This is a genomic window from Atlantibacter sp. MEI4A-1023 (assembly GCF_056155425.1).
Window position 1 is genome coordinate 1,480,136 of the sequence record NZ_CM149568.1, and the last position, 25,067, is coordinate 1,505,202.

Below are 25,067 nucleotides of genomic sequence, written 5' to 3' on the forward strand. Positions count from 1 at the left end.
CGGAGGCGTGATGAATCAAACGACTCTGAGCCTCTGGCTCGGCGGGGTTTTGCTCGTCCTGACCAGCACGGCCACCCAGGCGGCGGCGCTGAGCCTTGAGCAAACACTCGACCTGGCGGAGCGTTATTCCGCCCAGCTTTCCGCCAACCGTAACCAGGTGCGTGCCTTTGACGCGATGGCCGATTCGGCGCGCCAGTTGCCCGACCCGGAACTGAAATTCGGTATCGAAAACCTGCCGGTGCAGGGCAGCAACGCCCATCGATTCACCCGCGAAGGGATGACCATGCAGCGCGTCGGCGTGATGCAGAAGTATGTGAGCGCCGACAAACGTGACCGTAAGGCCGACACGCTGCTGGCGCAGTCCGCCAGCGCCAGCGCCCAGGCGCAGGTGATCCGCGCGCAGCTCCAGCGCGACACCGCCCAGGCATGGCTGGATCTGGCGCTGTCGGAAAAAGCCGTCGAGGCGGCGCGGCAACTGTTGCAGGAAACTGAAAAACAGATCCCGGTACAGCGCAGCGGTGTGGCTAGCGGTGCGGCGTCTGCCTCCGGGGCGCTGGCGCTGCAAACCACGCTTTCTGCTCTGCGCGACAACCTGACGCTGGCGGAACGCGACGCCCGTCTGGCGCAAACCCGCCTGTATCAACTCACCGGGGAAAATATCGATAACGTCGCCGGGGCGCTGCCGCGCTATCAACGCCTGCCCGCCGAGCCGCAAGTCCTCGAGCAGGGCGTGGCGGCGCACCCCGAAGTGGTGGTTGCCGCCAGGGAAGCCGACGTAGCGAAAGCCCGTTCGGCACAGTCGGCGGTGGCGTCGAAGCCCGACGTCGGCGTGGAGGTCTATTACGCCCGGCGCGCCGAGGAGTACGGCGATTTGGCCGGGGTAATGTTCACTGTGGATATGCCGCTGTTCCAGTCTCATCGTCAGGACAAAGACTATGCCGCCGACGTGTCGCGGGCGATGGAAGCCAACGACCAGCTCGCGCAGGCAACCCGCGACCGGATCGCGCTGGTGCGTAGCCTGGTGGCGGAATATCAGGCGGCGCAGTCCCTGTGGAGCCGCAAGCAGCAGGAGATCGTACCGCTTAACCAGCAGCGCCTGAAAGTGATCAATGCCGAATACCGTTCCGGGCAGGCCTCGCTGGACGCGGTGCTCGAAGCGCGGCGCGGCCTGCTGGATGCACAACTTGGCGCGATTAACGCCGAAAAAGAGATGGCGCAGCGCTGGGCTGCCATCCGATATCTGACGGTGCAAGGAGCCGCCCATGAATAGCAAATCCCTTTCACTCATCGCGCTGGTGACCGGCGCGGCGCTGGCCAGCGGCTACTGGCTGGGGCAACAGCAGCAGGCGGCTCCTGCCGTGAACGCTCAGCCGGAGCGTAAAGTGCTCTACTGGTACGACCCGATGGTTCCGGGCCAGCGCTTTGATAAGCCGGGCAAATCGCCGTTTATGGATATGGATCTGCAACCGCGCTACGCCGATGAGGTGGCTGACGAGGCGGGGGTGTCGATAAGCGCTCGCCAGCAGCAAAATCTCGGCATTCGCACCGCCAGAGTGGAGAGGCGCGAAATGGCCGCCCCGTTTACCGCCTGGGCCACGGTGCAAAATGATGAGCGCAACAGCGAAATCATTCCGGCCCCGGCGTCGGGCGTGGTGGAAAAACTGTATGTCCGCGCGCCGCTACAGGCGGTGAAAAAGGGCGAGCCGCTGGCACAACTGTGGATACCGGCGTGGACCGCCGCCCAGCAGGAGTACCTCGCGGTGCGTTTACTCGGCGATAGCGCGTTAACCGTCGCCGCACGCGAGCGGCTGGCGTTACAGTTTATGCCTGAGGATATTATCCGCCGGGTGGAACGCAGTGGGAAGCCGCAAACCCGGCTGGTGCTGCGCGCCGGGCGCGACGGCTATGTGGCGAAGCTGGATACCCGCGCCGGGGCGCAGGTCAGCGCCACCGCGCCGCTGTTTGAACTGGCGAGCCTCGACCCGGTGTGGGTAGTGGTGGATTATCCGCAGTCCCAGGCTCAGGCGCTGCGCCAGGGCGCGACGGTCTCGGCGACCACCGAGAGCTATCCCGGTGAGACGTTTAACGGCAAAGTCAGCGAATTGCTGCCCGCGCTGGAGAGCACGACCCGCACCCTCCAGGCGCGCATCGTTATTAAAAACCCCGATCAGAAACTCAGGCCGGGCATGTATCTGGCGATTGGCCGGGAAGCGCAAAGCGCCGACACGCCGCGCCTGGCGATCCCCGAAGAGTCGTTAATTGAAACCGGCAGCGCCAACCGGGTACTGGTGGCGGAAGAGGACGGTTTCTTCCGGGCAGTGAATGTGAAAACCGGGATGCGCGGCGATGGCTGGGTAGAGGTGACCGCCGGGCTGGATGAGGGCATGAAAGTCGTGACGTCCGGGCAATTCCTGATCGACTCGGAAGCCAGCCTGCGCAGCGCGTTGCCAGCTCAGGAGATGAAAACTGAGTATCAGGGCACCGGCGTGGTGGAAGCGCTGGAAAACAGCAACGTCACGCTGTCCCACGGCCCGATCCCGGCGCTGAAGTGGGGCGCGATGACCATGGACTTCGCCCTGAAAACTGCACAGCCTGGCGTGAAGCCTGGGGATAAGGTGCAGTTTTCTTTCACCATGAATGACGACGGCGCGGTCATTACGCATCTGGCACCGCTTAAGGAAGGTACGCAATGATTGCCGCCATTATTCGAGGCTCGTTGAAAAACCGCTTCCTGGTGTTGATTGCCGCGCTGATGATGGCGGCGTGGGGCATCTGGGCGCTGATGCGCGCGCCGGTGGATGCGCTGCCGGATTTGTCGGACGTGCAGGTGATTGTGCGCGTCGCTTATCCCGGCAAAGCGCCGCAGGTAGTGGAAGATCAGGTGACCTATCCGCTGACCACCACCATGCTGTCGGTGCCCGGCGCGAAAACCGTGCGCGGGTTTTCCATGTTTGGCGAAACCTACGTGTATATCCTGTTTGAGGACGGCACCGACCCGTACTGGGCGCGCTCCAGGGTACTGGAGTATTTAAGCCAGGTGCAGTCGCAGTTGCCTGCGGAAGCGAAAGCGTCGCTGGGGCCGGACGCCACCGGCGTTGGCTGGGTGTATGAATACGCGCTAATTGACCGCGCGGGCAAACACAGCCTGGCGGAGCTGCGGGCCTTGCAGGACTGGACGCTGAAGTTTGAGCTGAAAACGGTGCCCAACGTGGCAGAGGTGGCGAGCGTCGGCGGTATGGTGCGCCAGTACCAAATCTTGCTGCAACCCGAGCGGCTACGGGCGCTAAACATTACCCATCAACAGGTGGTGGATGCGGTCGGGCAGGCCAACCAGGAGAGCGGCGGCTCGCTGCTGGAAATGGGCGAAGCGGAATATATGGTGCGCACCACCGGGTATCTCGCCAGCCTGGAGGATTTCCGCAATGTGGTTATCGCTAACCGCAACGGGGTGCCGGTGCTGCTTTCTGACGTGGCGACGGTGCGCCTCGGGCCGGAAATCCGTCGCGGCGTGGCGGAGTACAACGGGGAAGGGGAGGTGACCGGCGGGATTATCGTAATGCGCTACGGTAAAAATGCGCTGGAAACCATCAACGCCGTGAAAGCCAAACTCAGCGAACTGCAACGCACGCTGCCGGCGGGCGTGGAGATAGTGCCGGTGTACGATCGTTCAAATCTGATCGAACACGCCATCGAATACCTCACCCATAAGCTGATTGAAGAGTTTGTGGTGGTGGCGCTGGTCTGCGTGCTGTTTCTGTTCCACTTCCGCTCGGCGCTGGTGGCGATTATCTCGCTGCCGCTGGGCATTCTGGGCGCGTTTATCATCATGCATTACCAGGGGATCAACGCCAATATCATGTCGCTGGGCGGGATCGCTATCGCCATCGGCGCCATGGTGGATGCGGCGATCGTGATGATCGAAAACATGCACAAAGTGCTGGAGCAGTGGCGGCACGATCGCGACGGCGAAATGCCCAGCGGCGCGGAGTACTGGAAAATTGCCGAACAGGCGGCGGTGGAAGTGGGGCCCGCGCTGTTTTGCAGCCTGTTGATCATCACCCTGTCGTTTATCCCGGTGTTCGCGCTGGAAGCGCAGGAAGGGCGGATGTTCTCGCCGCTGGCCTTCACCAAAACCTGGGCGATGGCGGTGTCCGCCGGGCTGGGTATTACGCTGATCCCGGTGCTAATGGGCGCGTTTATTCGCGGGCGTATTCCCGCGGAGCAGGATAACCCGCTCAACCGCTGGCTGATCCGCGCTTACGAGCCGCTGCTGGATAAGGTGCTGAACTGGCCGAAAACCACGGTGGCGCTGGCGTTAATTCTGCTGGTGGCGACGCTGTGGCCGCTAAGCCGCCTCGGCAGCGAGTTTATGCCGCCGCTCGATGAAGGCGACCTGCTGTATATGCCGTCGACGCTGCCGGGTATTTCTACCCGCGAGGCGGCGAAACTGCTCCAGCAAACCGACCGGTTAATCAAAACCGTGCCGGAAGTGGAAAGCGTGTTTGGTAAAGCCGGACGCGCCGAAACCGCCACCGATCCCGCGCCGCTGACCATGCTGGAAACCACCATCCGCTTTAAACCCCACGACCAGTGGCGGCCAGGCATGACGATGGACAAACTGGTGGAAGAACTGGACGCGCGGGTCAAGGTGCCGGGTATCGCTAACGTCTGGGTGCCGCCGATCCGCAACCGGCTCGATATGCTGGCGACCGGCATTAAAAGCCCGGTGGGGATCAAGGTCAACGGCAGCCGGATTGAGGACATCGAACGGGTGGCCGATGAAATCGAACAACTGGTGAAGTCGGTGCCGGGGGTGACGTCGGCGCTGGCGGAGCGGTTAGCGGGTGGGCGCTATGTGGATATCATCATCGACCGGCGTAAAGCGGCGCGCTATGGCGTCTCGGTGAGCGAGCTACAATCGATGGTTGCTACGCTGGTGGGCGGACAGAACATTGGCGAAACCATCGAAGGACGCGAGCGTTACCCCATCAACGTACGTTATCCGCGTGAATGGCGCGACAACATCCAGAAGCTGCGGGCGTTGCCGGTGGTGACCGCCAGCGGCAGCCAGGTTGCGCTGTCGGAGCTGGCGCAAATTACCGTCGCCGACGGGCCGCCGATGCTCAAAAGCGAGAATGCACGGCTGTCGAACTGGATTTACGTCGACCTGCGCGGGCGCGATTTAAAATCGGCGGTGGAAGAAATGCAGCAGATTGTGGCGGCGAATGTCACCCTGCCTCAGGGAGTGACGCTCTCCTGGTCCGGACAGTTTGAATATCTGGAACGCGCCACGGCGACGTTGAAAATCGTGCTGCCGTTTACTCTGCTGATTATTTTCATTCTGCTGTATATCACCTTCCAGCGTTTCAGCGATGCGCTGTTAATTATGGGTACGCTGCCGTTTGCCTTAATAGGCGGCGTCTGGCTGCTGTGGCTGCTGGATTATCACCTCTCCGTGGCGGGGGCGGTGGGCTTTATTGCGCTGGCGGGCGTGGCGGCGGAATTCGGCGTGATTATGGTGCTGTATTTAAACCAGGCATGGCAGCGCAAACGGCTGGAGCCAGGCGGGGAGCAAACGCCGCAGCTGTTGCAGGCCATTCACGAAGGCGCGGTGCTGCGCGTGCGCCCGAAAGTCATGACGGTGGCGACCATCATGGCTGGTTTGATGCCGATTATGTGGGGTAGCGGCAGCGGTTCAGAAGTGATGAGCCGGATTGCCGCGCCGATGATTGGCGGCATGATCACCGCACCCCTGCTGTCGATGTTGGTGATACCGGCACTGTATCTGTTGATCAAAAAACCCAGGGGATAAGGGATTAAAAAGCGCCCAGGCCGGAAATATTGGGAATCATCTGAATATTTTCGGCTTATTGGTGATTTTTTCAGGAAATAGCCGAGAGACCGTTTAGGGTTGATTAAAATATTCTTTATTAGACTTTTAAAAGTTTAATAAAGGGTATTTATGACGTGACGGTATTTCATAAAATTGTTGTTTTTATCTTTCTGGCCCCGTTGGTCAGCAACACGGCTACGGCGGCCAAATTACTCGACCATATCGATGCGGGGTATACCACGTTGCGCGATAACGTGGTCGACACCTGGGACAATCCTCAGCATTACGATTTGTATGTGCCGGTGATTACCTGGCATGCCCGTTACGCCTACGATCATGATAAAGCGAAATCCTATAACGAACGTCCCTGGGGCGCGGGTTTCGGTCAGTCGCGCTGGGATGAGAAAGGCAACTGGCACAGTTTATACGTGATGGCCTTCAAAGATTCGTTCAATAAGTGGGAGCCGATTGCCGGCTATGGCTGGGAAGCCACCTGGCGACCACTGGCGGACGATAAATTTCATGCCGGCCTGGGCTACACCGTCGGCATGACCGCGCGCGATAACTGGCATTACATCCCGGTTCCGGTGCTGTTGCCGATGGCGTCTATCGGCTATGGCCCAGCTAATTTTCAGATGACCTACATACCCGGCACCTATGGAAACGGTAACGTTTACTTCGCCTGGTTACGATTTCAGTTTTAAACGTGCAAAAATAGACTACATTAAGTGAGGGTGACGTTAGCGTTGAAAAATAAGGGATAAATCGCGGTTCTACCTCTTTCTGATGAAAAGAACGCGACTTTTATCACTTTTTCTTAAACTTCGACTGGACAAATGTCACCACAATTGTTGTACTGATGCCCGACACAGCATTTGTGTCGTTTTTTCATGTAAAGGTAATTTTGATGTCTAAGATTAAAGGTAACGTTAAGTGGTTTAATGAGTCCAAAGGATTCGGTTTCATTACTCCGGAAGACGGCAGCAAAGACGTGTTCGTACACTTCTCTGCGATCCAGAGCAATGGTTTCAAAACTCTGGCTGAAGGTCAGCGTGTAGAGTTCGAAATCACTAACGGTGCCAAAGGCCCTTCTGCTGCTAACGTAATCGCTATCTGATTCGGCGTTCAGCAAGAATACAAAACCCGCTTAATTGCGGGTTTTTTTTTGCGTTCGGTTTAGTCATTCAGTAAAACAGATAAATTTTCAGAAAGCTCGCCACCACTAATGCCGTGAACAGCAGCGCGCTACCGCTTTGCACATATTCTCTCATCACATTTCCTCACAACGGACTATTGCGCCATCGTTGCAGGGAAAGATTAAGCCAATATTAAGACTGCGGCGTTAACGCGCGCTAAGTTGCGAAAATAACCAAAATGCGAGCGCGGTCATCATAAATGACCCCAATAGGTTCACCACCACGTTAAGCGCCGCCCAGCCAAATCGCCCGTCCTGAAGTAAAAACACCACTTCCGCTGAAAAAGTTGAAAAGGTAGTTAAGCCGCCGCAAAAACCGGTGGTGATCAGCAATTTCCACATCGGATCGATATGGCTCATGCGGTTGAACCAGGCAAGGCCTGCGCCGATAACAAACGCGCCAATCAGGTTAGCCGTCAGCGTGCCGATGGGGATGGCATGATGCATGGGGTTCAAACGCAGGCTCAATAGCCAACGGGCGAGGCTGCCTAACCCACCGCCAAGAAAAACTGCTATGGCAATATTAATCACATGAATGCCTTGTATCGTTTTGATCAAAGCAAAGAGTGTACCGCTGAGGGCATACTTATGGCTATGATTGTGAGAGCAATCACGGTAACCCATCAGGAGCGCACGATGAAAGTAGCGGCGGGGCAGTTTTCAGTCACCTCTGACAGTGTGAAAAATGTCGGGATATGCATCAGCTATATGCGTCAGGCGCAGGCGGCGGGCGTGGATCTGCTGGTGTTACCGGAGGCGCTGCTGGCGCGGGACGATAACGATCCTGATATGTCGGTGAATTCCGCGCAGGCGCTGGAGGGCCCCTTCGTGAGTGCGCTGTGCCAGGCGAGCCTGGGCAGCGAAATGACGACGTTTCTCACGATCCATGTTCCAACCACCACCGGGCGTGCGGCGAACACCCAGATCGCGTTGCGAAATGGGGAGATCGTCGCGGTTTACCAAAAGATTCATCTGTATGATGCATTCTCGATGCAGGAATCGCGTCTGGTGGATGCCGGCGCGGCGGTAGGGCCGCTGGTTGAGGTCGCGGGTATGAAGGTCGGTATGATGACCTGCTACGATCTGCGCTTCCCGGAAATGGCTCTGAGCCTGGCGCTTGCTGGCGCAGAAGTGTTAGTGCTGCCAACCGCATGGGTGCGCGGCTCGCTAAAAGAGCATCACTGGTCGACCTTGCTGGCCGCCCGCGCTCTGGACAGCACCTGTTATGTGGTTGCCGCCGGGGAGTGTGGCAACAAGAATATTGGTCAAAGCCGGGTTATCGATCCGCTTGGCGTGACCATTGCCGCCGCGGCAGAAAGCCCGGCGTTAATTGTAACGGACGTGACGGCTGAGCGTTTAAAAGAAGCGCGCGATAAATTGCCGGTCCTGAAGCATCGCCGCTTCGCGCCGCCAACGTTATTGTGATGAAAGTTTAATCAAGGCTTGATTCACCTTGTTACAGATTGCTATTGTACGTCCGGCTCAAATAACCGTTAATTGAGTCTGGTTTTTCGGCTGCCATTCCGGCGCCTGTTTATTAAGAAGGTAAGTATGGGTGAGATTAGTATTACCAAACTGCTGGTAGTTGCCGCACTGGTGGTCCTGCTGTTTGGAACCAAAAAGTTACGTACGCTGGGCGGTGACTTGGGTGCAGCCATCAAAGGCTTCAAAAAAGCCATGAATGATGATGAAAACGCGGCGAAAACCACTGCTGCCAACGACGTGACCGGCGAACGGATCACTCATAAAGAGTAATTGCAGCGACCCGACGTTAAGGTAGAAAAAAACCGGCTCAGATAAGCCGGTTTTTTATTGTCTACAGATTCTAACGTAACAAACTATTACTTCACTTCTTCGCCTTTGGCCTGCATATCCGCGTGGTAAGACGAGCGCACAAACGGGCCGCAGGCGGCATGGGTAAAGCCCATCGCCATGGCTTCGGCTTTCATCTCATCAAACTCGTCAGGGCTGACGTAGCGCTGTACCGGCAGGTGGTGACGGCTCGGCTGTAAGTACTGGCCCAGCGTCAGCATGGTGACGCCGTGGCTGCGTAAATCACGCATCACTTCAATGATTTCTGCGTTGGTTTCACCCAGGCCCACCATCAAACCGGATTTGGTCGGGATTTCCGGATGCGCTTTTTTAAACCGCTCCAGCAGCTTCAGCGACCAGTTATAGTCGGCACCTGGACGTACCTGGCGGTAAATACGCGGCACGTTCTCCAGGTTGTGGTTAAACACGTCCGGCGGCGTGGCGTTGAGGATGTCGAGCGCCTTGTCCATACGGCCACGGAAGTCGGGCACCAGGGTCTCGATTTTAATGCTCGGGCTTTTCTCGCGGATGGCGGTAATGCAATCGGCAAAATGCTGTGCGCCGCCGTCACGTAAATCGTCACGGTCAACGGAAGTGATCACCACGTAACGCAGCGCCATGTCGGCGATGGTCTGCGCCAGCTTAAGCGGTTCGTTAGCGTCGGGCGCAACCGGGCGGCCGTGGGCAACGTCGCAGAACGGGCAGCGACGGGTGCAGATGGCGCCCAGGATCATAAAGGTGGCGGTACCGTGGTTGAAGCACTCTGCGAGGTTAGGGCAGGAGGCCTCTTCACACACGGAATGCAGACCGTTTTTACGCATGGCTGCTTTGATGCCCTGGATGCGCGTTGAGTCAGCAGGAAGTTTGATTTTCATCCATTCCGGCTTTCTTAACAGCGCTTCTCGCTCTGTCGCCACGTTTTTAACCGGGATAAGGGCCATTTTGTCGGCGTCGCGGTATTTAACGCCGCGTTCCATCACGATGGGTTTACTCATAGCATGCGTGTTCCAGTTGCGGATAACGAAGGAAAGCGTCTCAATTCAAGTAAGTGTTGTATTTATCAACTATTTTTGAATTAACGTTACGCAGTATATCATTACTCCCTGCGGTAAAGCAGCCTCACCGCAGGTAAAAAGGGAACAGAATTGTAAAATGGTTGTTATTTTGTGCCCTTGCGCAGGTTACGACCCTGTTGATTTGCCCAGCGGTTCGTTGACCCTTTCCACCGGCGGGTTCCCTAACAGCGCCAGCGTATGCTTCAGCAGCAGCGGATTCACCGTGTCGATGGTTGCGCCGTCACGGTAAGCGCTCACCTGGGTCATCTCCATGCCCGCATAGCCGCATGGATTGATGCGCAGAAACGGTGCTAAATCCATATTGATATTCAGCGCCAGGCCGTGGAATGAACAACCTTTACGGATGCGTAAGCCCAGCGAGCAGATTTTTTTTGCGCCAACGTAAACACCTGGCGCATCAGCCCGGGGGTGGGCTTCGATATCCAGCTCGGCCAGGGTGTTGACCACGGTTTGCTCCAGTAAGGTCACTAAATCGCGCACGCCAAGCTTACGTCGCTTCAGATTGAGCATCACGTACATTACCTGCTGGCCCGGCCCGTGATAGGTCACCTGGCCGCCGCGATCGCTCTGGACAACCGGGATATCGCCCGGCATCAGAACATGTTCTGCTTTACCGGCTTGCCCCTGGGTAAACACCGGTTGATGTTCAACCAGCCAGATTTCATCAGGCGTATCGGCGTCGCGGGTATCAGTGAAATCATGCATGGCCTGCGAAACGGGCGCGTAAGGCTGCAAACCGAGTTGACGAATAAGAAGGGTTTCCTGAAACAACACTGCGTCTCCGGAGAAAAAAGGTGGCGGGGAGTATAACACAGCCGGGCTTTGCGGGCCCGAAGACAACAAACCCGGCCAGTGGCCGGGTAGGAGATTACAGCACCATACGAACGATTTCGATGTTACCTAATTCTTCGTACAGGGTTTCTACCTGCTCAATATGCGTGGCGTTAATGGTGATAGAAACGGAGTGGTAGTTTCCCTTGCTGCTTGGTTTAACCTGCGGCGTGTAGTCACCAGGCGCATGGCGCTGAACTACCTCAACGACCATATCAACCAACTCCGGCTTCGCCAGACCCATCACTTTGTAAGTAAAGGGCGTCGGGAATTCAAGCAGTTCGTTAAGTTTGGTTTTCATGTCAGCTCCAGCATTGGATAAAAAATAATAACTCCCGCCTGAGCGGGAGTTGTTTTGATGCTTAGTATATGGGGACGTAAATCACACTTTCAAGTGTTCAATTTTTATCCAAACCAGTGGTGGAACATCAGCTTGATGTAATCAATGATTTTGCCGAAGAAATTGCCTTCTTCAATCTGTTCCAGCACCACCAGCGGACGCTGTTCAATGGTTTTGCCATCAAGCTGGAAGTTAATGGTGCCGACCACCTGGTTCTTCGCCAGCGGCGCATGCAGTTCGCTGGTATTCAGCACGTAGCTGGCTTTCAGGTCTTTCATGCGGCCGCGCGGAATGGTCAGGTAGACGTCTTTATCCACGCCGAGAGAGGCGCGATCGTGATCGCCAAACCAGGCTGGCTCGGAGGCGAATTCTTTGCCCGCTTTAATCGGGTTCACCGTTTCAAAGAAACGGAAGCCCCAGGTCAGCAACTTCTTGCTTTCCGCTTCGCGGCCCTTAAAGGTGCGACCGCCCATCACGGCGGAGATCAGGCGCATCTGACCTTCAGTGGCTGATGCCACCAGGTTATAGCCTGCTTTATCGGTATGACCGGTTTTGATGCCGTCCACGTTCAGGCTGTTGTCCCACAGCAGACCGTTACGGTTGGTCTGGCGGATGCCGTTGAAGGTGAACTCTTTTTCTTTATAGATGGTGTATTCGTTCGGCACATCGCGGATCAGCGCCTGGCCGATCAACGCCATATCACGGGCAGAGCTGAACTGACCGTCTGCATCCAGGCCGTGCACGGTCTGGAAGTGAGTGTTTTTCAGGTTCAGCGCGTTAACGTAGTTATTCATCAGGCCAACGAACGCGTCCTGGCTGCCCGCGACGTAGTCCGCCATCGCCACGCAGGCATCGTTACCGGATTGCAGGTTAATGCCGCGGATCAACTGGGATACCGGAACCTGCATGCCCGGTTTCAGAAACATCAGCGAGGAGCCTTTGAACACCGGGTTGCCGGTGGCCCAGGCGTCGTTGCCGATCGTCACCAGGTCAGATTCTTTGAATTTTCCTGCCTTCATCGCCTGGCCGATGACGTAGCTGGTCATCATTTTAGTCAGGCTCGCAGGGTCGCGGCGCACATCCGCGTTTTGCTCCGCCAGCACTTTGCCAGAGTTGTAATCAATCAGGATGTAAGACTCGGCATCGATTTGCGGGACGCCTGGGATCATCGTTTTTATATTCAGGTCGTCGGCATGGGCGGTGGAGAGTGCCGCAACGGCCAGCGCTGTAGTGAGCGCGATGCGCTTAGCGAAACGTACGGAGAGAGTGGTCTTCATGGTAAAACAACGACATCCGTGATGAAGTGAAAAAAGTGCCTTACTATAGCAAATGGCGGTTGGGCTGGCATCCGACTTTGCGAATGACTTTGTTAGCGGTTTTTACCCGCCAACGCCGTACCAGCCAGCCCGGGCGCGTTACTGCGCGCCGCCGTTTGTTATGAATGACTGTAATTGCGCTTCGCTGCTCAGACGTTGCTGGAGCGCGGCGGCTTCAGATTTACTGTTGAACGGCCCAAGCTGAACGCGATACACCGCGCCGTTAGGCGTGACGCGGCCCGGCACGCCGAACTGCTGGCTGAGCTTTTGCTGCCACTGGCTGGCGCGGGCGCTGTCGCTGACGGCGCCGACCTGGACCACATAGCTGCCGGTTGCGGCGGCAGCGGCCACAGGCGCATTAACGCTGCCCTGTACTGAGCCCGGCGCAGTGACCGGAGCCGGAGCGGCGGCTGGCGCAGTTTGCGGTGCGGTCACCGGAGCAGCGACTGGTGCAACAACCGGCGCTGGCGCATCGCTTTCAATCACGCCGCTGTTCAGCGTCGTTGGCGCGCCTAAAAACCCGCTGCTGCGGACCGGCGCACCGGTGGTGTCTTCGCTTTGCAGGGTATCATTACTGATGGCGCGCACATCACCGGCAGGTTCAGCCTGCGGCACTGACGACGCGCTGCCCATCCCGGAATTCAGGTCGGGACGCGCCGGCAGGGCATAGGTCTGTTTCGCAACGGTGGTACACGCCATGCCCGGCCCGGACAGGGAGCCATCCGGGGCAACGATAATCGGGTCGACGCGGACTTTGGTATTGTTCGAGGTGTTCAGGCGGTCGGCAGAGGCGCGGGACAGCGAGATTATCCGGTCATTGCCATACGGGCCGCGATCGTTAATCCGCACCACAATCATCCGGCCGTTCGCCAGGTTGGTAACGCGCGCATAGCTCGGGATTGGCAGCGTCGGGTGCGCGGCGGTCAATTGATTCGGATCGAAGGCTTCGCCCGACGCCGTCAGGTTGCTGCCCGGCTCGGCGTCATAAATAGCCGCGAGTCCAGCCTGGCTGAAACGCGAAGCGTCCTGAACGATTTTGTAGCTTTTGCCGTCGCGCTCATAATCCTGGTTTACTGAAGGGTTCAGCGACTCATAACGCGGTTCCGCACCGCTGATTTCCACCACCGGACCATTACACACAGCAGGCTGTGGAGCCACTGTGGTTGGTGCCTGGCTGTCATCATTTGAACTACAGGCCGCCAGCAATCCTGCTGCGACACAGACTCCAAGCCACTGCTTACGCATTGCGTTCCCCTTATACGCTTTTAGACAGCATTTTTCGGTGGGTATGTATCGACATCACGATACCAAACCCGGCCATCAGTACGATCAACGCCGAGCCCCCATAACTCACCAGAGGCAGCGGCACCCCAACCACGGGCAAAATACCACTTACCATACCAATATTCACAAACACATAAACGAACAAAATCAACATCAAACCGCCTGCCATGACCCGGCCAAAAGTGGTTTGCGCCCGGGCCGCTATCCACAGCCCGCGCATGATCAGCAAAATATACAGCGCCAGCAGGATCAGCACGCCCACCAGCCCCAGCTCTTCCGCCAGCACGGCGAAGATAAAGTCGGTATGGCGCTCGGGCAAAAACTCCAGCTGTGACTGGGTGCCGTGCAGCCAGCCTTTGCCGCGCAAACCACCTGACCCAATAGCAATTTTAGACTGAATAATATGATAGCCCGCGCCAAGAGGATCGGATTCCGGGTCGAGCAGCATCATGACGCGCTGACGCTGATAGTCATGCATCAGGAAGAACCACAGAATCGGGATAAATGCCGCCACCAGCAGGACGGCGATCAAAATCAGCCGCCAGCTCAGGCCAGACAAGAACAGTACGAACAGGCCGGAAAGCGCCACCAGAATCGACGTGCCGAGGTCCGGCTGCGCCGCCACCAGCAGCGTCGGCATAAAGATCAGCACCAGCGCAATGCCGGTATTCTTCAGGCTGGGCGGGCAAACATCGCGGTTGATAAAGCGCGCCACCATCAGCGGCACCGCGATTTTAGCGATTTCCGACGGCTGGAAACGCACCACGCCTAAATCCAGCCAGCGCTGCGCTCCTTTGGAGATGGCGCCGAAGGCATCCACCGCCACCAGCAAAATGATACACACAATGTACAGATAGGGCGCCCAGCCCTCGTATACACGTGGGGGGATTTGTGCCATCACCACCATCACCACCAGGCCCATCAGGATCTGGCCGATTTTACGTTCGGTCATGTCCAGGTCCTGGCCGCTGGCGCTCCAGATAACCAGGGCGCTGTAAGTCAACAGCGCCAGAATGATCAGCATAAAAGTGGGATCGAGATGGATTTTATCCCAGATGGTTTTTTTATTCGGATTATCGGTCATTAGTCCTCCGCCGCGGCCACGGCCGGATTTTCAGCGGGTAGTTCGGTGTTGTTATCCCCAAGCATGATATGGTCGAGGATCTGGCGCATGATGGTCCCTACCGCCGGGCCAGCGCCGCCGTTCTCAAGGATCATGGCGACCGCGACCTGCGGCTTATCGTAAGGGGCGAACGCGGTCATCAATTTGTGGTCGCGCAGGCGCTCAGCGATGCGGTGGGCGTTATAGGTTTCGTTGGCTTTCAGGCCGAAAACCTGTGCAGTACCCGATTTTGCGGCGATTTTATACGGCGCGCTGGCAAAGTATTTATGGCCCGTGCCGTTGGCCCGGTTCGCCACGCCGTACATCCCGTCTTTGGCGATTTCCCAGTAGCCCGAGTGGATATCGCCCACAGGCGGCTGCTCCGGTTGCACCCAGGGCTGCTGTTTACCGTCGATGGTGGTGCTCATCAACAGATGAGGCACTTTGACGATGCCGTCGTTAATCAGGATCATCATTGCTTTGTTCATTTGCAGCGGCGTAGAAGTCCAGTAGCCCTGGCCGATGCCTACCGGGATCGTGTCGCCCTGATACCAGGGCTTCTTAAAGCGCTTCAGCTTCCATTCACGGGTTGGCATGTTCCCGGAGCGCTCTTCAGACAGGTCGATGCCGGTGTAATGGCCGTAGCCGAATTTGCTCATCCATTCGGAGAGCCGGTCGATGCCCATGTCATAGGCGACCTGATAGAAGAAAGTATCCGCCGATTCTTCCAGCGACTTGGTGATGTTCAGGCGGCCGTGGCCCCATTTTTTCCAGTCGCGGTAGCGTTTTTCCGAGCCGGGCAGTTGCCACCAGCCGGGGTCGAACAGCGTGGTATTGCGGGTGATAACGCCGGAACTCAGCGCCGATACGGCGACATACGGTTTTACCGTGGACGCCGGTGGGTAAATCCCCTGGGTCGCGCGGTTAACCAGCGGGGTATTCGGGTCGTTGAGCAGCGCCGAATAATCCTTGCTGGAGATGCCGTCGACGAACAAGTTAGGGTTGTAGCTGGGGGTGGATACCATCGCCAGCACGCCGCCGGTGCGCGGATCGGTCACCACCACCGCCGCGCGGCTGCCCTGCAACAGGGTTTCGATATAGGCCTGCAACTGTAAATCGATAGTCAGATGGATATCATGCCCGGCCTGCGGCGGCACTTCTTTCAACTGGCGGATCACCCGGCCACGGTTGTTAACTTCGACCTCTTCATAACCGGTCTGCCCGTGCAGCACATCTTCGTAAAAACGCTCAATGCCGAGCTTGCCGATATCATGGGTCGCGGCGTAGTTCGCCAGCTTACCGTCTTTATCGAGCCGTTCTACGTCTTTGTCGTTGATTTTTGACACATAACCAATGACGTGGGTCAGGGCGGAGCCATAGGGGTAGTAGCGGCGCTTATAGCCTTTCACTTCTACGCCGGGAAAACGGTACTGATTCACGGCGAAACGCGCCACCTGCACTTCCGTCAGGTTGGTTTTCACCGGGATGGAGGTAAAGCGATGGGAGCGGGAGCGCTCTTTTTTAAACGCCGCGATATCGTCGTCCGTCAGGTCGACCACGCCACGCAGCGCGTCCAGCGTCTGCTGCACGTTATCGACTTTTTCCGGCATCATCTCGATTTGGTAGATGGTGCGGTTAAGGGCCAGCGGGATGCCGTTGCGATCGTAAATAATGCCGCGACTCGGCGGGATCGGTACCAGCTTGATGCGGTTTTCGTTGGAGCGCGTCTGGTAATCGGTGAAGCGCAGGATCTGCAAATTATAGAGATTCGCGATCAGTATGCCGGTAAGCAGTAAAATCCCTAAAAAGGCGACCAGAGCCCGACGCACAAAAAGCGCGGACTCAGCCGAATAGTCGCGAAAAGAATTCTGTAATTTCATCCGCTGCTTAATCTACCTGGTAGCGTTTACTCACGATGGTAAGGGTGGTTGGTAGTAATACTCCACGCCCGATAAAGGCTTTCTGCGACCAGAACACGCACCAGCGGGTGCGGCAGCGTCAGCGCAGAGAGCGACCAGCTCTGTTCGGCAGCGGCTTTACAGGCTGGGGATAACCCTTCCGGGCCACCAACAAGCAGACTCACGTCTCGACCATCCAGCTTCCAGCGTTCCAGTTCATTGGCAAGCTGCGGGGTATCCCATGGACGGCCTGGAATATCGAGCGTGACAATGCGATTTTTGCCTGCTGCTGCCAACATCAGTTCGCCCTCTTTATCGAGAATGCGTTTGATGTCGGCGTTTTTGCCCCGCTTTCCGGCCGGGATTTCGATGAGTTCGAACGGCATATCTTTAGGAAAGCGGCGCAGGTATTCAGTAAACCCGGTTTGCACCCAGTCGGGCATTTTGGTGCCAACGGCGACCAGTTGCAGCTTCACGCCCTAGCTCCAGAGCTTTTCGAGTTCGTACAGACGACGGCTCTCTTCCTGCATGACATGCACAATCACATCACCCAGGTCGACAACGATCCAGTCTGCCGCGCTCTGGCCTTCAACGCCGAGCGGCATTAAGCCTGCATGGCGGGACTCGCTCAACACGTGGTCGGCGATAGACATCACGTGACGCGTAGAGGTACCGGTACAGATGATCATGCAATCCGTGATGCTGGATTTACCCTGAACGTCGATAGCAACGATATCCTGACCTTTCAGGTCGTCGATTTTATCAATAACAAAATCCTGGAGTGCTTTACCCTGCAAGTGTTCCCCCTGGGAATATGAACGCTGATGATGCCGCCGGGAGCGCATCAAACTCAATGAGATAACAGTGGCGAAGCGCCTGCTGTATGAAGTGGGCTATCATCCCACCGCTGACATGAGTTTGCATCGCCATTTTTGTAAAACAATTTAGAAAATGGCCATCGGCGGGAGAAAGTCTGGCAGCGGAGGATATCAGCCTTATATATCGTGTCAATATGCAACGGCTCGCCAAAAGAAATTCAACCGCCGTCAGCCCGTTAGATAACCGCCGCCGCCCGGTTGTTCAGGGTACGCAGCGTGACAAAATCCTGCTGGATCTCCACCATGCTCCAGCTACCTTGCTCGATCATAAAGTGCCACAGCGACGGCGGCGGCATGCCCATCAGCGTGGCGATAAGCAGGCTTAGCACGCCCTGGTGGCTGACCAACAGAATGTTTTCCTGCGGCATAGCGCGTAAATCGCGGGAAAGCGCCATTATCCGCTGCGAAAAATTCTGAAAACCTTCGCCATTGGTGGGAACGGTGTTTTGCCAGTCCCGGCACCAGGCGGCATAAGTGACGGAATCTTCACGCTGTAAATCGAGGTGATGACGCATTTCCCAGTCACCAAAATGCATTTCGTTGAGCAGCGGATTGGTTTCAATAGCGCGATCGCGGCCTTCCAGCACCAGATGGGCGGTATGCTGCGCCCGACCCAGCGCACTGCTCATAACCCGATCAAAGGGCACGGCCTGAAGCATTTGCCCGACTTCTGTCGCCTGACGAATGCCCTGCTCGGTGAGCGCGGTTTCACTACGTCCGCTGTACAACCCGGCGACGTTCGCCTCGGTTTGTCCATGTCTTACCAGCCACAGTTTCATGCATTGCTCCTTGAGTCACCGTTATTGAGTCTACCATCAGTCGCAGCCAGACGCAGGCTTTGGGGTAAGATGGCGTTTTACGTTAACGGAGGCGACATGTTTACCAGCAATCACGGCGGCAATATTCGCGAAGCGGCAGCGCTGGCGGGGGTGAACCCCGAGACGTTGATTGATTTCAGCGCCAATATCAATCCGCTTGGGATGCCTGCCACCCTTAAGCGCGCTCTTATGGAAAATCTTGAATTAGCGCAGCGCTATCCAGACCCGGACTATGTGGCGCTGCACCAGGCGCTGGCAAAACATCACCAGGTCCCGCAGCGCTGGCTCATGGCAGGCAATGGCGAAACGGAGCTGATATTCCAACTGCTGGCCCATCTCGCCCCTCGCCACGCGCTGCTGCTGACGCCGGGTTTCGCCGAGTATCGCCGGGCGTTAAGCCGGGTGGGGTGCCGGATCAGCGATTATCCGTTAACCGAAGCCGATGGCTGGCAGCCGGATGACCGCCTGGTGGCGGCGCTCACAGCCGATCTTGATTGCCTGATCCTCTGCACGCCGAACAATCCCACCGGATTAATGCCGGACCGCCGCTTAATGCAGGCGATCGTTTCCCGCTGTGCAGAACTCGGCATAGCGTTGGTGGTCGATGAGGCGTTTATCGACTTTATGCCAAACGCCGCTGGCTGCACCGGCTGGCTTGCTGAGAATCCCCATCTGTGGGTTCTGCGCTCCCTGACGAAGTTTTATGCTATTCCCGGCCTGCGGCTTGGCTACGTAATTAACAGCGACGAACAACAAGTTGCGGCGTTACGCGCCGGTCGCGAGCCCTGGACCATTAACGCCTTCGCGGCGCTGGCGGGGGAAATCGTGCTTAATGACGAAGCGTACCAACAGGCGACGTTCCAGTGGCTGGAAACGGAGCGGCCTTTTTTATTGCAGGCGCTAAATGCACTGCCGGAGATAACCGTGTGGCAAGGGGAGGCGAACTATCTGTTTTTCAGGTACGACGGCGATAAGGATTTGCAACGTGGTTTGCTGGCGCAGCGAATTTTGATCCGCAGTTGCGCCAACTATCCGGGGTTAGATAAGCGTTACTTTCGGGTGGCAGTGAAAAGCCGTGCAGACAACGAGGCGCTGATTACTGCATTAACCGACATCAGTCGCGATACAAACCGTGGCGCATAATGTAATCCATCACCGGAGCGGGAACCAGATCGTCACAGGGCTGACCGTTTTCCAGACGCTGGCGGATCTCGGTGGCCGAAATCGCTAACAGCGGCGTGTCGGCGAGGAAAATTTTCCCGGCCGGTTGAGCGTGAAGTTCGGCGGGATCGGTTGCCAGATGCTGTTCCAGCCAGCGCTGTTGTTCGGCATCGGGCATGGCGAGGGGATAACCCGGTCGGCGGCACACCAGCAGATGGCAGCAGGCGAGGATATCGGCATAGCGATGCCAGGTTTGAAACGCCAGCAATGAGTCCTGGCCGATGATAAACCCCAGCGGCTGCGCGGCGCCCTGTTCAGCACGTAAGGCTTCCATGGTATCAGCCGTCCAGGAAGGCATAGCGCGTTGCAATTCCCGGTCATCCAGTTCAAACAGCGCGTTGCCCTGGATCGCTGCTTCAATCATCGCTTTGCGTTGGGCGCTGCTGGCCTCGGGCTGAGGCCGATGGGGCGGCACGTTGTTTGGAATGATCACCACGTTTTGCAAACCCACCTGTCGGGCGAGCGCCTCCACCGGTTTGATATGCCCAAAGTGAATGGGATCGAACGTCCCGCCGTAATACGCCAGCAGCGGCTTAGCCATGGATAAACACATCCGGCAAGGCTTTATGGCATACCAGCAGCGACAAACCTTCGAGCTCCTGCCATACCGACTGGCCATAATCCTGTTTCAGCGTTAACTCAATCTGCGCTAACAGGCTGACCGCCTGGCGCAGTTGATCTTCACTCAGCCGGTTTAGCGCATCGGTCAACAGCGTGCGGCGGTTTTGCCAGACCCGGTGCTGATCGAACAAATTGCGCAGCGGCGTGCTGTGAGACTGGCGTTTAAGGGTGACCATCAGCAGCAGTTCGCGCTGAACGGTACGCAGCAGGATCACCGGCTCACTGCCTTCCAGCCGCAACTGTTGCAGGATGTGCAGCGCGCGTTTGCTTTTCCCGGCCAGCAGGGCATCGACCCAGTGGAACGGGGTGAAATGCGCCGCGTCGTTAACCGCCTGTTCTACGCGGGGCAGGGTGAGCTTGCCGTCGGGCCACAGCAGCGCCAGCCGATCCAACGCCTGGGCCAGCGCCAGCAGGTTCCCTTCATAGCAGTAGCACAGTAGCTGGCTGGCCGCATCATCAAGCGATAACTGACGGCTTTTCGCCCGGTTAGCCACCCAGCGGGGCAATTGTGCCTGTTCCGGGGTCTGGCAGTTAACCATTACGCCCCGGCTGGACAACGCGGTACACCAGGCAGCGTTTTCCTGTGCTTTAGTAAGTTTCACCGCCCGCACCACCAGCAGCAGATCGTCGTGCAGCAGGTTGACCAGCTCGGCTAACTTATCGTTAATCGCCGCGTTGGGGCCGTTTTCGGGAAGGATCAGCAGTAGCGTCTGGCGGCTGGCGAACAGGCTTAACGCGCGGGTAATCGAGAAAATTTCATCCCAGTCGGTTTGCGCGTCAATCTGGCGGGTGTGGTGCTCGTCGAACCCGTGCTCCTGCGCCGTCTGACGAATCGCGTCCTGGCTTTCCTGGAGCAACAGCGGATCGTTTCCGGTCAGCAGATACGCCGCGCGCAGCCCTTCTTTGAGCTGCGCGCGGAGTTGTTCAGGCCAAACTCTGACCATTACTGAGCGGAAAGCGTGGTGGAAACGCGGCCTGACGAGGTCGTCGGGCTACTTTGCTGGGTAGTCGGCGGTTCAGATTGGGTGGCTTCCAGATCTTTCACCTGCACCGACATCAGCTTACGGATTAACTGTTCCGCCGCGCGGTCGTACATTTCCTGGATAATGATGTCCTGTTCGGCATCTTTCGCCAGCGCGGTCAGCGGGTTGTCGAAGAACGAGCGGAACACTTTGGTGCTGATAGGGTAAATATCGTGGCCTGGGATCAGCACAGTAGCATTGACCGTCATCACCATCTGATACTCCGCCGTACGGCCATCCTGGAATACCGACGCGGTATCCTGGGATATCAACGCACCGCCAAGACGCAGAGACGGAATGTCTTTACGCACTTTACTCGGCTCAACGATTTCAACGCCGTTCAGACGCAATTGCTTACGCACCGCGCGGCTTAATGGGCCATACGGGTCACCTGAATCCAGGATCAGCGTATGCATTTGCTCGGGTACCTGGGTGGTACTGCGCAAGTGCCAGCCACATCCGGCGGTCACCAGCACCGCCAGGCTCACTATCAGAGTGATGAGATATCGCACGCTTCCTCCTGTGCTTAGCCAACAACCAGGTTAAGCAGTTTACCCGGTACGTAAATCACTTTACGTACAGTTACGCCTTCAAGGTACTTAGCGACCAGATGTTCCTGACCAGCGCGCTCACGCACCTGTTCTTCAGTGGCATCTGCCGGAACGGTAATTTTACCGCGCACTTTGCCGTTAACCTGCACCACCACCAGACGAGAATCTTCCACCATGGCGCTTTCATCAGCCTGCGGCCACGGGGCGTTATCAACATCGCCTTCGCCGTTCAGTTCCTGCCACAGTGTAAAGCAGACGTGTGGGGTGAACGGATACAGCATACGCACCACGGCCAGCAGGGCTTCACGCATTAATGCGCGGTCCTGCTCGGTTTCCTGCGCCGCTTTCACCAGCTTGTTCATCAGTTCCATGATAGCGGCAATCGCGGTGTTGAAGGTCTGACGACGGCCGATATCATCGGTGACTTTCGCGATGGTTTTGTGGATATCGCGACGCAGCGCTTTTTGATCTTCAGTCAGCGCAGCAACGTCCAGCGCGGCGACAGCGCTCTGTGCGGTATGCTCATAGACCAGTCTCCAGACGCGCTTCAGGAAGCGGTTTGCCCCTTCAACGCCGGATTCCTGCCATTCCAGCGTCATGTCAGCCGGTGAAGCGAACATCATAAACAGACGCACGGTATCTGCGCCGTAACGCTCCACCATCACCTGCGGGTCGATGCCGTTGTTTTTCGACTTCGACATTTTGCTCATGCCAGCATAGACCAGTTCGTGGCCCGCTGCGTCGGTGGCTTTAACAATACGGCCTTTATCGTCACGCTCAACGATGGCGTCTACCGGAGATACCCAGTTGCGCTCGCCGCTGGCGCCCACGTAATAGAACGCGTCCGCCAGCACCATGCCCTGGCAAAGCAGTTGTTTAGCCGGTTCGTTTGAGTTCACCATGCCCGCATCGCGCATCAGCTTGTGGAAGAAGCGGAAGTACAGCAGGTGCATGATGGCGTGTTCGATACCGCCGATATAAATATCCACCGGCAGCCAGTAGTTGGCGGCGTCAGAATCGAGCATGCCTTTGTCGTACTGCGGGCAGGTGTAGCGCGCATAGTACCAGGAAGATTCCATAAAGGTGTCGAAAGTGTCGGTTTCACGCAGCGCAGGCTGACCGTTAACCGTGGTTTTCGCCCACTCAGGGTCAGCTTTGATCGGGCTGGTTATGCCGTCCATTACCACATCTTCCGGCAGAATAACCGGCAGTTGATCTTCCGGGGTGGGCATCACGGTGCCGTCTTCCAGGGTCACCATCGGGATGGGCGCGCCCCAGTAACGCTGACGGGAAACGCCCCAGTCGCGCAGACGGTAATTAACTTTGCGCTCGCCCACGCCTTTTGAGGCCAGCTTGTCGGCAATGGCGTTAAAGGCGGCTTCAAACGGCAGGCCGTCGAACTCGCCAGAGTTAAACAGCACGCCTTTTTCAGTTAATGCCTGCTGTGACAGATCCGGCTCGGAGCCGTCCTGCGCCAGGATAACCGGTTTGATCGCCAGGCCGTATTTGGTGGCGAATTCCCAGTCGCGCTGGTCATGGCCCGGAACGGCCATCACGGCGCCGGTGCCGTATTCCATCAGCACGAAGTTTGCGACCCATACCGGCACGGCTTCGCCAGTCAGCGGATGAACGGCGTTAAAGCCGGTCGCCATGCCTTTTTTCTCCATCGTCGCCATGTCGGCTTCAGCAACTTTGGTGTTACGGCATTCTGCAATGAAATCGCCCAGCGCCGGGTTGGTGGCTGCGGCAGCCTGCGCCAGCGGATGGCCTGCGGCGACGGCCAGATAGGTGACGCCCATAAAGGTGTCCGGGCGGGTAGTGTACACCGTCAGTTTGTCGGCGCGCTTTTCCACGTCGAAGGTGATTTCCACGCCTTCGGAGCGGCCAATCCAGTTGCGCTGCATGGTCTTAACGGTATCCGGCCACTGGTCCAGTTTATCCAGATCGCTCAGCAGCTCGTCGGCGTAGGCGGTGATTTTGATAAACCACTGCGGGATCTCTTTACGCTCAACTTTGGTGTCGCAGCGCCAGCAGCAGCCGTCGATAACCTGCTCATTCGCCAGTACGGTCTGGTCGTTCGGGCACCAGTTCACCGCAGAGGTTTTCTTGTACACCAGGCCTTTTTTATACAGCTCGGTAAAGAACTTCTGCTCCCAGCGGTAGTATTCCGGGGTGCAGGTCGCCAGCTCGCGGCTCCAGTCGTAACCAAAGCCCAGCATTTTGAGCTGGTTCTTCATGTAATTGATGTTGTCGTAGGTCCACGGCGCAGGTGCGGTGTTGTTTTTTACCGCGGCCCCTTCAGCAGGCAGACCGAACGCATCCCAGCCGATCGGCTGAAGCACGTTTTTGCCCAGCATGCGCTGGTAACGGGCAATCACATCGCCGATGGTGTAGTTACGGACGTGACCCATGTGTAGTCGACCAGAAGGATAGGGAAGCATCGACAGGCAGTAATACTTCTCTTTGCTCTCGTCTTCAGTCACTTCGAATGTGCGCTTCTCCTCCCAGTGATGCTGTACGTGGGATTCAATCTCTTCCGGGCGATATTGCTCTTGCATGGCAGCCAGTGGTCCTGTTTTCATTGCCGCTACGTCTGTAGCATGTATGAGTGTGATTAAGATCGGCATAGCATAGCCGATTCGACTGCGGCAAAACAGCCTTTGATTGGTTTCCCTGTCGCCCTCAACCTTTGCATTCCTTTACCCGCGATGTGCGTCGGCTAACATAGCCAACCGGGATTAACGTCTATTATTAGAAGACGTTACCCGACCAGGAGAAGTGCTGAGATGAACAAGGTTGCTCAATTTTATCGTGAACTGGTGGCGACATTAACCGAACGTTTACGCAACGGTGAGCGGGATATCGATGCGCTGGTCGCCAGCGCGCGCCAGCAAATGGCGCAAACCGGCGATCTCACCCGCACAGAAGCTGAAGAGGTAACGCGCGCGGTACGACGCGATCTGGAGGAGTTTGCCCGCAGTTACGGAGAAAGCCAGGAAGAGTTCACCGACAGCGTGTTTATGCGGGTGATTAAAGAGAGTATCTGGCAGGAGCTGGCGGACATTACCGACAAGACCCAGCTGGAATGGCGGGAAGTGTTCCAGGATTTAAACCATCACGGCGTTTATCACAGCGGGGAAGTGGTAGGGCTTGGCAATCTGGTCTGCGAGAAATGCCATCACCATCTGGCGTTTTACACCCCGGAAGCGCTGCCGCTGTGCCCGAAGTGCGGTCACGATCAGTTCCAGCGCAGGCCGTTTGAACCGTAA

The 25,067-nt window shown here is 57.2% G+C and carries 24 protein-coding genes; 9 read left to right on the forward strand and 15 right to left on the reverse strand.

All coding sequences use genetic code 11. The annotated features are described in order from the left end of the window. The first annotated feature begins 10 nt into the window (after nucleotides 1-10). The 5 genes from ACVV26_RS07140 (at nucleotide 11) to cspE (ending at nucleotide 6,950) form a co-directional block, all read left to right on the forward strand. Nucleotides 11-1,270 carry a TolC family protein gene (locus tag ACVV26_RS07140; RefSeq protein ID WP_474800733.1) on the forward strand — a complete coding sequence of 420 codons (1,260 nt, stop codon included), beginning with the start codon at nucleotides 11-13 and terminating at the stop codon, nucleotides 1,268-1,270. Beyond that, a complete protein-coding gene (locus ACVV26_RS07145; RefSeq protein WP_474800735.1) occupies nucleotides 1,263-2,693 on the forward strand; it encodes an efflux RND transporter periplasmic adaptor subunit in 1,431 nt (476 codons plus the stop codon). Before ACVV26_RS07140 ends, ACVV26_RS07145 begins: the two co-directional genes overlap by 8 nt. Beyond that, on the forward strand, nucleotides 2,690-5,812 hold the full coding sequence (locus ACVV26_RS07150; protein ID WP_474800736.1) for an efflux RND transporter permease subunit: 3,123 nt from the start codon (nucleotides 2,690-2,692) through the stop codon (nucleotides 5,810-5,812). Before ACVV26_RS07145 ends, ACVV26_RS07150 begins: the two co-directional genes overlap by 4 nt. Nucleotides 5,813-6,012: 200 nt before the next feature. After that, nucleotides 6,013-6,537 carry a lipid IV(A) palmitoyltransferase PagP gene (pagP, locus tag ACVV26_RS07155; RefSeq protein WP_474801775.1) on the forward strand — a complete coding sequence of 175 codons (525 nt, stop codon included), beginning with the start codon at nucleotides 6,013-6,015 and terminating at the stop codon, nucleotides 6,535-6,537. Nucleotides 6,538-6,740: 203 nt separating this feature from the next. Then, nucleotides 6,741-6,950: a transcription antiterminator/RNA stability regulator CspE gene (gene cspE, locus ACVV26_RS07160; RefSeq protein ID WP_002436076.1), complete on the forward strand. Its 210-nt coding sequence runs from the start codon at nucleotides 6,741-6,743 to the stop codon at nucleotides 6,948-6,950. Nucleotides 6,951-7,175: 225 nt separating this feature from the next. On the opposite strand, the gene crcB is transcribed toward cspE, so the two are convergent. Further along, the gene (crcB, locus tag ACVV26_RS07165) at nucleotides 7,176-7,559 is read right to left on the reverse strand and encodes a fluoride efflux transporter CrcB (protein ID WP_474800738.1); all 384 of its coding nucleotides are present in this window, start codon (nucleotides 7,557-7,559) and stop codon (nucleotides 7,176-7,178) included. A 105-nt stretch (nucleotides 7,560-7,664) separates the two neighbouring features. Between crcB and ACVV26_RS07170 the strand changes: the two genes are divergently transcribed. Together ACVV26_RS07170 and tatE are read left to right on the forward strand one after the other, a co-directional pair. Next, nucleotides 7,665-8,453, forward strand: coding sequence for a deaminated glutathione amidase (locus ACVV26_RS07170; RefSeq protein WP_474800739.1), 789 nt, complete (start codon nucleotides 7,665-7,667; stop codon nucleotides 8,451-8,453). Between the two features lie 126 nt (nucleotides 8,454-8,579). Next, nucleotides 8,580-8,783 carry a twin-arginine translocase subunit TatE gene (gene tatE / locus ACVV26_RS07175; RefSeq protein WP_312985693.1) on the forward strand — a complete coding sequence of 68 codons (204 nt, stop codon included), beginning with the start codon at nucleotides 8,580-8,582 and terminating at the stop codon, nucleotides 8,781-8,783. Between the two features lie 86 nt (nucleotides 8,784-8,869). Here tatE and lipA read toward each other — a convergent pair whose 3' ends face one another. The 10 genes from lipA to ACVV26_RS07225 all read right to left on the reverse strand — a co-directional run bounded on the left by lipA (nucleotide 8,870) and on the right by ACVV26_RS07225 (nucleotide 18,344). Then, nucleotides 8,870-9,835, reverse strand: coding sequence for a lipoyl synthase (gene lipA / locus ACVV26_RS07180; protein WP_474800741.1), 966 nt, complete (start codon nucleotides 9,833-9,835; stop codon nucleotides 8,870-8,872). A 186-nt stretch (nucleotides 9,836-10,021) separates the two neighbouring features. Beyond that, complete coding sequence (lipB, locus tag ACVV26_RS07185; RefSeq protein ID WP_474801776.1) at nucleotides 10,022-10,687, reverse strand: lipoyl(octanoyl) transferase LipB; 666 nt, start codon at nucleotides 10,685-10,687, stop codon at nucleotides 10,022-10,024. 97 nt (nucleotides 10,688-10,784) lie between these two features. Continuing rightward, nucleotides 10,785-11,048, reverse strand: a complete 264-nt coding sequence (gene ybeD, locus ACVV26_RS07190; protein ID WP_002436065.1) for a DUF493 family protein YbeD — start codon at nucleotides 11,046-11,048, stop codon at nucleotides 10,785-10,787. 104 nt (nucleotides 11,049-11,152) lie between these two features. After that, on the reverse strand, nucleotides 11,153-12,364 hold the full coding sequence (gene dacA / locus ACVV26_RS07195) for a D-alanyl-D-alanine carboxypeptidase DacA (protein ID WP_312985697.1): 1,212 nt from the start codon (nucleotides 12,362-12,364) through the stop codon (nucleotides 11,153-11,155). Nucleotides 12,365-12,502: 138 nt separating this feature from the next. Beyond that, nucleotides 12,503-13,648, reverse strand: coding sequence for an endolytic peptidoglycan transglycosylase RlpA (gene rlpA, locus ACVV26_RS07200; protein ID WP_474800743.1), 1,146 nt, complete (start codon nucleotides 13,646-13,648; stop codon nucleotides 12,503-12,505). 10 nt (nucleotides 13,649-13,658) lie between these two features. Next, nucleotides 13,659-14,771 carry a peptidoglycan glycosyltransferase MrdB gene (mrdB, locus tag ACVV26_RS07205; protein WP_183170957.1) on the reverse strand — a complete coding sequence of 371 codons (1,113 nt, stop codon included), beginning with the start codon at nucleotides 14,769-14,771 and terminating at the stop codon, nucleotides 13,659-13,661. Then, a complete protein-coding gene (mrdA, locus tag ACVV26_RS07210) occupies nucleotides 14,771-16,669 on the reverse strand; it encodes a peptidoglycan DD-transpeptidase MrdA (RefSeq protein WP_474800744.1) in 1,899 nt (632 codons plus the stop codon). The genes mrdB and mrdA overlap by 1 nt, the downstream gene beginning before the upstream one ends. Before the next feature lie 26 nt (nucleotides 16,670-16,695). Further along, the gene (gene rlmH, locus ACVV26_RS07215) at nucleotides 16,696-17,163 is read right to left on the reverse strand and encodes a 23S rRNA (pseudouridine(1915)-N(3))-methyltransferase RlmH (protein WP_474800745.1); all 468 of its coding nucleotides are present in this window, start codon (nucleotides 17,161-17,163) and stop codon (nucleotides 16,696-16,698) included. A gap of 3 nt (nucleotides 17,164-17,166) precedes the next feature. Further along, nucleotides 17,167-17,484: a ribosome silencing factor gene (rsfS, locus tag ACVV26_RS07220; protein WP_161659723.1), complete on the reverse strand. Its 318-nt coding sequence runs from the start codon at nucleotides 17,482-17,484 to the stop codon at nucleotides 17,167-17,169. A 257-nt stretch (nucleotides 17,485-17,741) separates the two neighbouring features. Next, nucleotides 17,742-18,344, reverse strand: a complete 603-nt coding sequence (locus ACVV26_RS07225; protein ID WP_474800747.1) for an adenosylcobalamin/alpha-ribazole phosphatase — start codon at nucleotides 18,342-18,344, stop codon at nucleotides 17,742-17,744. 96 nt (nucleotides 18,345-18,440) lie between these two features. Here ACVV26_RS07225 and cobD point away from each other — a divergent pair, with 96 nt between their 5' ends. Continuing rightward, nucleotides 18,441-19,526, forward strand: coding sequence for a threonine-phosphate decarboxylase CobD (cobD, locus tag ACVV26_RS07230; RefSeq protein WP_474800749.1), 1,086 nt, complete (start codon nucleotides 18,441-18,443; stop codon nucleotides 19,524-19,526). On the opposite strand, the gene nadD is transcribed toward cobD, so the two are convergent. From nadD to leuS, 4 genes are read right to left on the reverse strand one after another with little or no spacing between them, the layout of a single operon-like run. After that, nucleotides 19,498-20,145 carry a nicotinate-nucleotide adenylyltransferase gene (nadD, locus tag ACVV26_RS07235; protein WP_474800750.1) on the reverse strand — a complete coding sequence of 216 codons (648 nt, stop codon included), beginning with the start codon at nucleotides 20,143-20,145 and terminating at the stop codon, nucleotides 19,498-19,500. The two genes, cobD and nadD, sit on opposite strands and share 29 nt — an antisense overlap. After that, nucleotides 20,138-21,169: a DNA polymerase III subunit delta gene (gene holA / locus ACVV26_RS07240; protein WP_312984320.1), complete on the reverse strand. Its 1,032-nt coding sequence runs from the start codon at nucleotides 21,167-21,169 to the stop codon at nucleotides 20,138-20,140. The genes nadD and holA overlap by 8 nt, the downstream gene beginning before the upstream one ends. Then, the gene (gene lptE / locus ACVV26_RS07245; RefSeq protein WP_474800752.1) at nucleotides 21,169-21,759 is read right to left on the reverse strand and encodes an LPS assembly lipoprotein LptE; all 591 of its coding nucleotides are present in this window, start codon (nucleotides 21,757-21,759) and stop codon (nucleotides 21,169-21,171) included. The genes holA and lptE overlap by 1 nt, the downstream gene beginning before the upstream one ends. 14 nt (nucleotides 21,760-21,773) lie before the next feature. Then, nucleotides 21,774-24,356 carry a leucine--tRNA ligase gene (gene leuS / locus ACVV26_RS07250; protein WP_474801778.1) on the reverse strand — a complete coding sequence of 861 codons (2,583 nt, stop codon included), beginning with the start codon at nucleotides 24,354-24,356 and terminating at the stop codon, nucleotides 21,774-21,776. Between the two features lie 228 nt (nucleotides 24,357-24,584). Here leuS and ACVV26_RS07255 point away from each other — a divergent pair, with 228 nt between their 5' ends. Further along, nucleotides 24,585-25,067: a zinc ribbon-containing protein gene (locus ACVV26_RS07255; protein WP_474800754.1), complete on the forward strand. Its 483-nt coding sequence runs from the start codon at nucleotides 24,585-24,587 to the stop codon at nucleotides 25,065-25,067.